The 11,200-nt window shown below is 36.2% G+C and carries 11 protein-coding genes; 8 read left to right on the top strand and 3 right to left on the bottom strand.

What is annotated here, in order from left to right; all coding sequences use genetic code 11:
• Positions 1-101: 101 nt before the first annotated feature.
• From KKI44_RS21400 to KKI44_RS21390, 3 genes are all read right to left on the bottom strand, one after another.
• Positions 102-965, bottom strand: coding sequence for a DUF58 domain-containing protein (locus KKI44_RS21400; protein WP_214589051.1), 864 nt, complete (start codon positions 963-965; stop codon positions 102-104).
• A gap of 81 nt (positions 966-1,046) precedes the next feature.
• Positions 1,047-1,502, bottom strand: a complete 456-nt coding sequence (locus KKI44_RS21395; RefSeq protein WP_214589050.1) for a GNAT family N-acetyltransferase — start codon at positions 1,500-1,502, stop codon at positions 1,047-1,049.
• The gene (locus KKI44_RS21390; RefSeq protein ID WP_076392594.1) at positions 1,502-2,506 is read right to left on the bottom strand and encodes an AAA family ATPase; all 1,005 of its coding nucleotides are present in this window, start codon (positions 2,504-2,506) and stop codon (positions 1,502-1,504) included. Before KKI44_RS21390 ends, KKI44_RS21395 begins: the two co-directional genes overlap by 1 nt.
• Positions 2,507-2,757: 251 nt before the next feature.
• Between KKI44_RS21390 and KKI44_RS21385 the strand changes: the two genes are divergently transcribed.
• From KKI44_RS21385 to KKI44_RS21350, 8 genes are all read left to right on the top strand, one after another.
• Positions 2,758-3,231 (top strand): DinB family protein, encoded by a 474-nt coding sequence (locus KKI44_RS21385; protein WP_214589049.1) that lies wholly within the window; start codon positions 2,758-2,760, stop codon positions 3,229-3,231.
• A gap of 103 nt (positions 3,232-3,334) precedes the next feature.
• A complete protein-coding gene (rlmB, locus tag KKI44_RS21380; protein ID WP_214589048.1) occupies positions 3,335-4,093 on the top strand; it encodes a 23S rRNA (guanosine(2251)-2'-O)-methyltransferase RlmB in 759 nt (252 codons plus the stop codon).
• Between the two features lie 3 nt (positions 4,094-4,096).
• Positions 4,097-5,218 carry a serine hydrolase domain-containing protein gene (locus KKI44_RS21375; RefSeq protein WP_214589047.1) on the top strand — a complete coding sequence of 374 codons (1,122 nt, stop codon included), beginning with the start codon at positions 4,097-4,099 and terminating at the stop codon, positions 5,216-5,218.
• A 9-nt stretch (positions 5,219-5,227) separates the two neighbouring features.
• Positions 5,228-6,280, top strand: a complete 1,053-nt coding sequence (locus KKI44_RS21370; protein WP_214589046.1) for a DUF6263 family protein — start codon at positions 5,228-5,230, stop codon at positions 6,278-6,280.
• A gap of 73 nt (positions 6,281-6,353) precedes the next feature.
• Positions 6,354-6,587: a hypothetical protein gene (locus KKI44_RS21365; RefSeq protein WP_410492755.1), complete on the top strand. Its 234-nt coding sequence runs from the start codon at positions 6,354-6,356 to the stop codon at positions 6,585-6,587.
• A gap of 35 nt (positions 6,588-6,622) precedes the next feature.
• Positions 6,623-9,157, top strand: coding sequence for a hypothetical protein (locus tag KKI44_RS21360; protein WP_214589045.1), 2,535 nt, complete (start codon positions 6,623-6,625; stop codon positions 9,155-9,157).
• 31 nt (positions 9,158-9,188) lie between these two features.
• On the top strand, positions 9,189-9,596 hold the full coding sequence (locus KKI44_RS21355; protein ID WP_116097837.1) for a GxxExxY protein: 408 nt from the start codon (positions 9,189-9,191) through the stop codon (positions 9,594-9,596).
• 85 nt (positions 9,597-9,681) lie between these two features.
• The gene (locus tag KKI44_RS21350; RefSeq protein WP_214589044.1) at positions 9,682-10,974 is read left to right on the top strand and encodes a glycosyl transferase family 1; all 1,293 of its coding nucleotides are present in this window, start codon (positions 9,682-9,684) and stop codon (positions 10,972-10,974) included.
• Positions 10,975-11,200 lie beyond the last annotated feature (226 nt).

Here is an 11,200-nt window from a genome sequence, read left to right as displayed (position 1 = left end):
AAGCAAGATTGTCATTCCGACGTAGGAGGAATCTAATAATTTCAAATAGATTCTTCACTCCGCATCCGTTACGTTCAGAATGACAAACTTACCTCACAATTTTATTTTTTCTGAAAATAGTTATACAGCAATCTCGAATAATCCGAACCTGTATTAATATTCATAAAACTCGCCGAACTGTTGGCAAAATCTTCTTCTAAAGATTTCATTTTCTGCTTTTTGGCTTCTGCAAAATTGTATCTCCATCTTGCACTTGAAGTATTTACCCAAACCTGCTTTCCGGTTTCCGCATCATATAATAAGGTATATCCCACATCCGGAATTTCATTGTCTTTTTCATCATAAATTCTCATTCCAAGCAACTGATGTTTTTTGGAAGCTACTCTCAGCATTTTAGAGTCATATTCGTCTTCAAAATCCGAAAACAGGAAGACCAAAGATTTTCGTTTGAAAATTCCCATCATATATTCCATTGCTTTATCAATTTTTGAAATGGCAGGAACATAATCTGCGGTTAAAATGGTACTGATAATGGATAAAATATGTTTTCTTCCTTTCTGTGGCGGAATTACTTTGTACACTTTATCCGCAAACAGAATTAAACCTACTTTATCATTATTTCCCGCTGCTGAAAAACCTAAACTTGCTGCAATTTCTGCAACGTATTCTCTTTTCAACTGATTTTTAGTTCCGTAATCCATCGAAGCGGAAATATCCACAACCAACATCATCGTCAGTTCACGTTCCTCCTCCATTACTTTTACGAAAGGTTCCCGAAAACGAGCTGTTTTGTTCCAGTCGATCCTGCGGATCTCATCTCCAAACTGATAGGGACGAACTTCCGAAAACGTCATTCCCTGTCCTTTAAAAGCACTGTGATATTGCCCCATTAAAGTAGCTTCCGTCTTCTTTCGGGTCCGGATTTCTATCTGCTTAACTTTTTTTACAATATCTTTTATCTGCATTTCCTTTGTTTGAGTGTTTTAGTGTATGAGCGTTTTTTTGAGATTTTGTAAACTTCCATCATCATGCTTCCAACTTCCCTACTATTTAAATTCAATAGATACATTCAACCATTCGTCATCAAATTTCGGGCTGTATTTTTTGTAGAAATTAATTGCAGGCTCGTTCCAGTTGAGCACCTGAAAAACCATTCCGCTGTATTGGTTAGATTTTCCGTAGTCTATGGTAGCTTCAAATAATTTCTTGCCGATCTGTTTTCCTCTCAGGTTTTCCGTCACCACCAAATCTTCTAAGTACAATCTTCTTCCCTTCCAGGTCGAATATCTGTCGTAATACAAAGATATCCCGACAATTTCACCATTAAATTCTGCTACAAAAGCTCCCCAAACAGGAGATTTTCCGAATCCGTCTTCAATAAACTGATCCAAAGTTAAGGTAACTTCATGCAAAGCCTTTTCATAATCCGCCAGTTCTTTAATCAGTTCCAGCATTGGTGCGCAATCTCCCTGAACTGCCTTTCTAATAATTACCTCACTCATTACGGAGCCTGAATTTTTGCCAGAATTCTGTTGATGATCTCTTCTGAAGAAATTTCCTCCGCTTCAGCCTCGAAAGTTAATCCGATTCTGTGTCTCAGAACATCTTTTGCAAGTGATTTTACATCTTCCGGAATTACAAATGCTCTTCCCTTTAAGAAAGCATACGCTCTGGAAGCAATGGCAAGATTAATTGATGCTCTCGGAGAAGCCCCGAAACTGATATAATTTTTAAGTTCCGAAAGTCCGTAATCTTCAGGGAAACGGGTGGCAAAAACCATATCCAGAATATATTTTTCAATCTTCTCATCAAGATAGATCTGATTGATTAATTCTTTCGCCGCAACAATATGTTCAAGTGAAATCACAGGTTTTACAGTTGGCTGATGCGAAGTGGAAACCATTCTCATTACGGTTCTTTCATCTTCCAGTTTTGGATAATCGATCGTACATTTCAGCATGAAACGGTCGCTCTGCGCTTCCGGTAAAAGATAAGTACCTTCCTGATCGATCGGGTTTTGCGTTGCCAATACCAAAAACGGTTTTGGAAGCTTCATGGTTTCGTCTCCGATGGTTACCTGCTTTTCCTGCATCACCTCCAAAAGAGCCGACTGCACTTTCGCAGGCGCTCGGTTGATCTCATCCGCCAAAACGAAATTCGCGAAAACAGGACCTTTTTTTATGGAGAAATCATTGTCTTTTACATTGTAGATCATTGTTCCCACAACATCCGCAGGAAGAAGATCCGGCGTAAACTGAATTCTGGAAAACTCTCCGTGAACCGCTTCAGCCAGAGTTTTTATCGCAAGAGTTTTTGCCAGTCCCGGAACACCTTCCAAAAGAACGTGACCATTGCCCAAAAGACCGATCAGAAGACGGTCTATCATATATTCCTGTCCAATAATAACCTTGTTGATTTCCTGTCTCAAAAGAGAAAAAAAGTAGTTTGCTTCTTTTACCTGCTCCGTCAATTGACGAATATCTTCAGCTTGATTGATCTCTGACATATCTTGATTTAAAATAATGGGTAAATTTCCAATAAATACTTGCATTAATCAACACAAAAAATGCCATTTTTGAGTTAAAGTTTGTTAAATATTCCGGCATTGATGCAGGATTCTAAATAGATGAAGGCTTAAAACTCAATACAATCAATATTATTTTTCTTAAAAATATATAAATTTTACTTTAATCCACCGTTCAAAAATTGTCATTTCCAGTTTATTAAACTATTTTTGGAGATTAAAATTTTTGTAAAATGAATTATCATTTTCAAGCACACAGACAAGTAAGAAAAAACCTTCTGGATATTCTGCAAAACACTTCTCACGAAGATCTTTTACTGATTCCGGACGGTTTTAACAATAATCTTTACTGGAACATTGCTCATACGGTTGCTACACAGCAGTTGCTGCATTATTATCTAAGCGGAAATCCTTTCAGAATTGATAAATACTGGATCGAAACTTATAAAAAAGGAACGCTTCCGAATCTGGATGTGCAGAAATCCGAAGTGGAAGATCTGGAGTTTTTATTAACCGAAACTTCAAAAATCCTGATGAAAGATTATGACAGCGATTTCTTTTCAGATTATACGCCTTACACCACAAGTTTTGGGCTGGATCTGAAAAGTATTCAGGATGCCATTATTTTTAACAATATGCACGAAGGTCTGCATTATGGCTATGCTTTGGCGCAGAAGAGAGCTATTTTAGGGGAAAAAGGAAGATAGTACAACTGAATTTTGCTTCGCAAGTTAATCGTGAAAAGTGATTTTCAATAGAATTGAACTGACTTACGAAGTAAATGGGCAATTTATAATTTAAAATATCAAAATGACAGATAAAAAAGATGACTTCATTTTCGGGCTGCGTCCCGTAATTGAAGCTATAGAAGCGGGAAAAACAATTGACAAGGTTTTTGTGCAGAATGCATTGCAGGGACCTATTTATGCTGAACTTAAAGCCATTCTGGCGAAAAATAAAATCCGTCCCAATTACGTTCCGGTAGAAAAGCTGAATCGTTTTACGAGAAAAAATCATCAGGGAGTAGTTGCTTTTATTTCGGATGTTCCTTTTCATAAAGTGGAAGATGTGGTTCCTCAATTGTTTGAGGACGGAAAAACTCCTTTTTTATTGATTCTGGACAGATTAACAGATGTAAGAAACTTCGGAGCCATCTGCCGAACCGCAGAATGTGTGGGAGTGGATGCAGTGATTATTCCCGAAAAAGGAGCAGCGCCGATTAATTCCGATGCGATAAAAACCTCAGCTGGAGCTCTTTATAATGTGAAAATCTGTAAAGCTCCGAATCTGGCTCATGTGGTAGATTTTCTTCAGCAAAGCGGAATTTCTGTTTTTGCAGCAAGCGAAAAGGCTGAAAAATTAATTTATGATATTGATTTTACAGAACCCTGTGCAATCGTGATGGGAAATGAAGAAACAGGAATTTCCAAAGAGGTTCTTCACCATTCTGACGAAAAAATAAAACTTCCGATCGATGGGAAAACACAGTCTTTAAATGTTTCTGTTGCGTGTGGAGCGATTTTATATGAAGCAGTGAGACAGAAAATGATTACCGCTTCGAAAGCGTAAAATATGAAAATTAAAATTCTTTTACCTTTTTGTTTTGCAATAGCTTGTAATGCTCAAAACAAAAATATCCCTACAGATAATCCTTTGACAACCAATCTCGATAAGCTGGTTCAAAGGAAAGTATCTGTTTATATGGAAGATCCGGCTCGTGTTGGGATTTCCATAGGGATTTTTAAAGATGGTAAAAGCTATTTTTATAATTATGGGACAACAGAATTAGGAAAGTCAAAACTTCCGACTTCAAAAAGTGTTTATGAAATTGCATCAATAACCAAAACATTTACAGGAACACTTCTCGCGCACGCACTGATAGATAGAAAAATTAAACTGAATGATGATATCCGCAAATATTTAAATGGCAACTACACAAATCTTGAGTTTGATAAGCAACCCATAACGATTGCACATCTTACCAATCATTCTTCAGGATTACCGCAGTTTTTGCCCGATCAGTCGGAAACATTTAAAAAACCAATGGATTCTGTAGCTTTTGCTTTGTCAAAGTTTTATAAAAATTATTCTAAAAAGAAATTTTATGAAGATCTTTACGAAGCAAAAGTGGCATTTAAGCCCGGAACAGATTATAAATATTCCAACGTAGGAACACAGATCGCAGGCGATATTCTGGAAAAAGTATATCATAAAAGCTATGAAAAATTACTTTCGGAATATATAACCAAACCTCTGAAAATGAATCATACAATAATTAGTATAGATTCAGTAAAACTCATGACCTGTTATAATGAAAAGGGTAAAGTAATGCCCAGAAATATTACAACAATCATGGCTCCGACAGGAGGGATTCTTTCTACCACAGAAGATTTGGTAAAATATATGCAGTATCACCTCAGTCAAAATGATAAATATGTAGCTTTGTCACATACTCCTGTTGTAAAAACTGAAGGCGATCAGACAGGATTATTTTGGAGAATCCATACCTATGAAGACGGAACAAAAACAATTTATCATACAGGAGGAACATTTGGTTTTTCCGGTGTTCTTCAGATTTATCCTTCAGAAAACATGGGAGTTGTTATATTATCCAATGAATCCGACGGAGAATCTCAGGGAAAGCTACAGGATATTGTAGAAAGTATATTAGAAAACAGCAGTAAAATAAATTAAAAAAATCGAATGAAAAACATAGCAGCTTTAGCGCTTATCTCAACCATAGCCATTGTTTCGTGCAACAAAAAGGAAACGGCAAAAATTACAAAAGTAGATCCTAAAACCGGAAAAACAATTACAGTGGAAGTTCCGGCAGATTCTGTAGCAAAAGTAGAGGAAAATCCGGCGATTAAAGATTCAGCGGGAGTGTATACGCAGACTTTTAAACTGGAAAAAGGAAAAACTTATCCTTTAACAACGTATCAGAGAGATACGAAAACAATGACTGATCCTCAAGGGAAAACTCTGAACGGAACAAGCGAATCTACGGACGAAATGTCTTTTACGGTGAATGATATTAAAGGAAATGTTTATGATATTACCTTAAATTTAATCGCTAAAAGAAGCTCTCAGACGGCACAGGGAAAAACAATCGTAGTGGATACCAAAATGCCGATCCCGAAAGAGGATGACCTGAAGATGATCTGGAATATCAACAGAGCATTGACCGGAAATAAACTGAACATGAAGATGGACACCAAAGGAAATGTAATTTCAATTACAGGTTTTGATGCTGTTTACACTAAAGTTGCCAATTCTGTAGGATCATTGATTAAAGATAAAAACCAGAAAGAGAGCGTAGTTGCAAGTCTTAAGGAATCTTTTAACGAAAAAGTTCTTAGAGATCAGTTCAACAAAAACTTAACGATTATTCCTAAAAAAGGGGCGAAAATCGGAGAAAAATGGACGAACAGCGAAAATGCTGATGCACAGGGAAATATTAAAGTGACCTCTCACTACATTCTGAAAAGTGTAGGAAACGGTGTGGCAGAAATTTCGGTAACCGGAGGAATTCCAAAGAAAGTTAATAAACAGAATCAGGGAGAAGTTACCCACAGCTTAAGCACGGAACTTACGCAGAACGGAACGATTACGTTTGACCAAAATACAGGATGGATCAAAAACCAGAATATTTCTGTGAAAACGACACAGATTGAAAGTATTTCAAACGGAAAAGAAACCCAGTCTATGACGAGCGTTTCCAATTCTTCCGTAATGGTAAATCCTTCTGCTAAATAAAGCAGAACTTTTTAAAGTTGAAATGTCGGAGCGTAATAACGGCTTTGAACATTAAACCTTAAATATTTTTATTATGATGAAACATATTTTTGAGTTTGTACTCGCAACCATTATTATCTATTTTGTGTGGAATATTCTGAAGAGAATCTTTTTCAAAAAATTTCACAGCTATCTGTTTAACCAGAACAGAAATGAAAACAGAGGGGAGCAGAACATCAAAAACTCAGACAATACGAAGAAAAAAATCAACTGGGATGCAGAAACCGTTGATTATGAAGAGGTAAAAGAAAACAACAGCAAAAGGTAACAATTCCGAAAAATATTTAGATAATAACCATCAACATGGCGAAAAATAAAAACCTGATTTATATTGCAATTTCATTAGTTGTATTTATCGTTTTAGCATTTTTATACTCCACTCCTGTTTTCACGGGAAAGCAGCTTTTCCAGCATGATATTGTGCAGTATCGGGGCGGAGCAAAAGAGCTTCTCGATTACAGAGCCGATACCGGAAAAGAAACCTACTGGAGCGATTCCATGTTCGGAGGAATGCCGACTTATCAGATGGGAAGTCAGTTTAACGGAGACATCATCAAAAAAATCGATTCCAAACTGAATTTTCTGCCAAGACCGGTTAATTATCTTTTTCTTCTTTCCGCAGGATTTTTCCTTTTGGGAATGGTTGTGGTAAGAAACTGGAAATATGCTCTTTTAGGAGCTACTTTTTTCGGACTTTCCACCTATTTTTATATTGCCATCGCAGCGGGACACAACGGAAAAATCAATACCATTGAATATTTCGCACCGCTTCTAGCCGGAATTTTACTCGTTTACATCCGGAAACAGTACGTTTGGGGATTCATTGTCACTACCCTATTTATGGGGCTTCAGATTGCTGCAAACCACCCACAGATGACGTATTATCTTTTCTTAGCGTTAGGATTTTTATTCCTTTCCGAACTGATAAGAGGTATTCTGAAAAAAACACCAATGAAACACTTCCTGATTTCGTCCGGAATTGTTGCCGCTTCATGTTTAATCGGAGTCGGAATGAATTCTCAGAGAATCATGGCGAATTCAGAATACATCAAAGAAACCGTTCGTGGAAAACAGATCCTTACAAACGGCAGCAATACAGGCGGAGATTCCGGAATGGATAAAGAAAGTATGCTGATGTGGAGCTACGGAAAACTGGAAACTTTAAACCTTTTCATCCCGAGATTAATGGGAGGTGGAAGTCAGGAGCCGGAAGGAAAGGAAATGATGGCTAAAATTCAGGAACTGGTTCAGGAAAACGTAAGTTCACAAGCTGAATATGACAGAATTTCCAAAGGTTTCGGGAATCTAACCTATTGGGGAGATCAGCCGGGAACTTCGGGACCTGCTTATCAGGGAGCTATTGTTTGTTTTCTTGCACTTTTAGGATTCTTCATCGCATGGAAAAAATACCGCTATTGGATTTTAGGAGCTTCTATTCTTACCGTATTTTTAGCTTGGGGAAGTAATTTCATGGCACTTTCCGACTTTTTCATCGATTTCGTGCCGTTTTATAATAAATTCAGAGCACCTTCTTCTATTTTGGTGGTTGTAGAATTACTATTTCCTTTAATTGCGATCATCGGATTATACAGATTCTTCACAGATAAAACACTCACACAGGAATACAAACAAAAAATTCTTCTTTACGTAGGAGGCGGAACTTTAAGTTTTGTATTGATTTTACTGGTTTTCGGAAAATCTCTGTTAGGATTTCATACCGATAATGAAAAAACCTATCTTCCTCCTTTCCTGTTGGATTATCTTATAGACGAAAGATTTAAATTATTCAGAATTGATGCTATTAAAGCATTCATCTATGTTGCTATTGCAGTGGGCGCCTTATTTCTTGTTTTAAAGCAAAAGCTGAATCAGAACATTGCTCTGGTAATTATCGGAGTAGTCAGTTTATTCGATCTTTGGACAGTTAACAAACGTTATCTGAACGATGACAATTATGTGGATAAAATCTTTGCTGAAAATCCTTTCCAGACGGAAAGCTCAGATCTGATGGCTGAAAAAGTTCAGGGAAATCCAAATCTGGAACCGATTTTAGCGAATGTAAATGTGAACAAAACATTAGAAACCATCGCTGAAAAAGACAAAACGCATTACAGAATTTTCAACAATATTTTAGGAACATTCAGCGAGACAAACACTTCTTATTTCAAATCTTCCATCGGTGGTTATCATGCGGTAAAACTGAGAAGATACGATGATGTAATCAACGAATATTTCCAGATCATGGATTCTGTAAAAGTTCCGAATATCCTGAATCTTCTGAATGCAAAATATTTGGTTTTAGGAGGTCCGGAACAACCTCAGGCAATGCCGAATCCAAAAGCCAATGGAAACGCATGGTTTGTAAGCGATCTTAAATTCGTAGAATCTCCCAATCAGGAAATTAAAGCAATCGGAACCATCAACAGCAAAAGAACCGCTGTTATTTCCGCAGATGATAAGAAATATTTTGACGGAAAACCTGTTCAGGCAGACTCAACAGCGTTTATCAATCTAACGAAATATCAACCTAACGAACTGGAATTTAAATCGCAGTCTAAGACTCCGCAATTGGCAGTTTTTTCTGAAATTTACTATCCTCACGGCTGGAAATTCTTCATCGACGAAAAAGAAGTTCCTTACATTAAGGCAGATTATATTCTTCGTGCCGTTCACGTTCCTGCGGGAAATCATAGTGTGAGAATGATCTTCGAACCGGAAGTTATCGAAAAAGGAAAATGGATTTCATTAATCTGCTTCGGTTTATTTATTCTGTTAAGTGGTTTTGGGATTTATTTTCTTTACCGCAAAAGAGACAAAAGACAAATGGAAAAGATTTAGAAATTCAAAAGTTTGAAAAAGCATTGTGCTTATGATTACTCAAAAATACATTACAGATCTTACCTATAGAATTAATGGAGCTTGTATAGAAGTTCACAAGATTTTAGGCGCAGGTTTGGCAGAAATTGTATATCATAAAGCTTTAGAAAAAGAGTTTAAATTAAGGAATATCGAATATAAATCTGAGTTTCAAATTCCTGTAATTTATAAAGATGAGTATTTAAATTGTGATTTCAAATGCGATTTCCTAATTGAAGATTTAATTGTTTTGGAAATAAAAGCTGTATCTTCTCTTTTGGAAATTCACAAATCTCAAATTCTAAATTATATGAATCTACTAAAAGTACCAAAAGGTGTTTTAGTAAATTTTAATGTAAAAAATATTTATCACTTTGGTCAAGAGACATTTATTAATAAATATTTTGATCAATACGATTAAAATAGTGAATTACATTTTGTCACCTTTTGAATAGCTAAAAAATCATCATCATCTTTTGCCTCTTTTGCGGTTAAAACAATTATTAATGGAACCAAAAAAAATACTCATCATCACCTATTACTGGCCTCCGGCGGGAGGTCCAGGTGTGCAGAGATGGCTGAAATTTGCAAAATATTTACCTGAATTCGGATGGAAACCTGTGATCTATACACCGGAAAATCCGAGTTATCCTTTGCTGGATGAAAGTTTATTGAAAGATGTTCCGAAAGATCTGGAAATTGTAAAAACAAAAATCTGGGAACCTTATCAACTGGCTGAAAAGCTGAACAAAAGCAACAAAAAATTTAAAGCGGGGCAGTTTGATGTCGGGAAAAATCAAAGCTGGAAATCTAAGCTTTCGATTTGGGTGAGAGGCAACTTTTTTATTCCCGATGCGAGAGTTTTCTGGGTAAAACCTTCCATAAAATTTTTGGAACAATATTTAAAAGAGAATCAGATTGAGGTTGTGGTAACTTCGGGACCACCCCATTCTTTACATTTAATAGGTTTACATTTAAAAAAGAAACTTCCTAAATTGAAATGGATTGCCGATTTCCGTGATCCGTGGACAGAAATCTCTTATTACAAACACTTAAAACTGACCAAAAGTTCGGATCGAAAGCACCGTCAACTGGAAAGCGAAGTGTTCAGAAACGCAGATATTACGTTAGCAACAAGCTACACCGATGCTGAAAATTTCTGTAAAAACGGAGCGAATGCACTTTGTATTACGAACGGTTTTGACGAGTCAGACTCAAACACTCAAACACTTAAATTTTCCAACACTCAAACAAAATTCACATTAAGTTACATCGGAGTTCTGGAACAGTTGAGAAACCCTGAAAATCTCTGGAAAGCTCTAAATGATCTGGTGACAGAAAATGAAGAATTCGCTGAAAAGTTTACCTTGAAATTTGCCGGAAGAATTGATGATAAAATTCTGAATTCTATAGAACATTCAGACCTGAAAAATCATATTCTGAATTTAGGATATCTTTCTCACGATAAAGCGATTGAAGAAATGCAGACTTCGGAAATACTGCTCATCACCAACTTTCCTAATGATTCTTCCAAAGGGATCATTCCCGGAAAAATATTTGAATATCTGGCAACAGGAAAACAAATCATTTCTTTTGGACCTAAAGATGCAGATGTTTCTAAAATTTTAAGTGAAACACAGGCAGGAAAACATTTCAGTTATGATGATTCCGGGAAAATTAAAGAATTTATTTTAGAAAAATTTGAACTTTGGAAAAACGGAAATCTCTCGGAAAACACACAAAATATTGAACAGTTTTCAAGAAAAAATTTAACTAAAAAATTAGCGGAAATTTTATAATCACGAAAATTTTACATATTAACGCTACTGTGTAGACATCACATTATGTTAGTATTAGAGATGTCATCCTAAGCTTGTTGAAGGGTCTCTGCCGAAATATAGTTATTAACAATTCAGTTGCTTATAAAAACAGCTATTTATGAGATTCTTCCTTCGTCAGAATGACATAGGATCGTTGAACCTCTTTCTCAATGAAAATCATATTTCACAATAATACATTGTTTAA

The sequence above is a fragment of the Chryseobacterium sp. ZHDP1 genome (assembly GCF_018603435.1).
Lineage (GTDB): Bacteria > Bacteroidota > Bacteroidia > Flavobacteriales > Weeksellaceae > Chryseobacterium > Chryseobacterium indicum.
The sequence above is the reverse complement of the archived record's forward strand: the minus strand, read 5'-3'. Positions and strand labels throughout refer to the sequence as shown.